The following is a 1,141-nucleotide window of genomic DNA, read 5'->3' as shown; positions in this document are numbered from 1 at the left end:
GGGCCGCCGCGCTGAGCGAGGCGCCCGCCGCCCAGGCCCGCCGGCTGCTGCTGGCCGCCGAGACGGGTCTGCAGGCGGGGACCCCGGCCGCCGCGGTCCGCCTCGCCGAGCGGGCCGGGTCCCTCGACACCGACCCGGCGTTCCTGGCCCGGGTCGGCTGGATCGAGGGCCAGGCCTGGTTCTGGCAGGGCAACTTCCAGGCCGCCTACGAGCTGCTCACGGCCGCGGCCGAGCTGGCGCCCGAGACGGCGGGCCGGGTGCTGCGCCACGCCGTGCACCCCGCCTGGTACCTCGGGGAGCCGCACCTCGGCGAGTGCCTCGACCGCCTGGCCCGCCACGACGGCGACCCGATCGCCCGCTTCCAGGTCGCCGCCGCCCGGGGACGCCCGCCGGCCCTGCCCTCGGTGGCCGACCGGCGGGCCGCGCTCGACCCGGCGACCGCCCCGCGCGACCTGGTGGAGCTGTGCGGCTTCGGCTTCGTCGCCGGCCAGGACGCCGAGGCGCACGAGCTGGCCGCCGCGCTCGCCGGCCGGTGCCGGGGCGAGGGCCTCGCCGGCCTGCTGCCCACCCTGCTGTTCTTCCTGGCCGAGGCCGAGCTGTTCCAGGGCCGCCACCGCGACGCGGCGCTCAGCGCGGCCGAGGGCCTGGCCCTGGCCCGCGACGGCGGCCAGCCGCTGTGGGTCAGCCAGCTCTCGGCGCTGCGGGCCACGCTCGCCGCCATCGAGGGCGACGAGGAGCCATGCCGATCCGCCGTCGCCGACGCCCTGGAGGTGGCCTCGCCGGGCGTGGCGCCGTCCGGCCACGCGTGGGCCCAGTGGGCGCTCGCGCTGCTCGACCTGGGCCAGGGCCGGCCCGAGGCGGCCGTGCCGCGCCTGCTCGCCCTGCAGGTCCAGCCCTTCGCCCACCACGTCGTCGCGCACCGCTGCATCCCCGACCTGGTGGAGGCGGCCGTGCGGGCCGGGACCGCCGACGCTATCGCCGGCGTGCCGGAGGCGGTGCGGCGCCTCGCCGCGTTCGCCGAGCGCACCGGCCAGCCGTGGGCCCCGGCCCGCGGGGAACGCGGGCGGGGCCGGCTGGGCGGCGTCGAGCACGAGTTCGGCCGGGCGCGGGCGCGGCCCCCCCGGCCGGTCGAGGGGGGGCG

General features: G+C 81.0%; 1 pseudogene. It reads left to right on the top strand.

What is annotated here, in order from left to right:
- Positions 1–1,141: pseudogene (locus AB0M46_RS51380) on the top strand (helix-turn-helix transcriptional regulator); the annotation flags it as partial.

The organism is Dactylosporangium sp. NPDC051485 (assembly GCF_040682015.1).
In the GTDB taxonomy this organism is placed as follows: Bacteria; Actinomycetota; Actinomycetes; order Mycobacteriales; family Micromonosporaceae; genus Dactylosporangium.
This window is presented reverse-complemented; position numbering and strand designations above follow the sequence as displayed.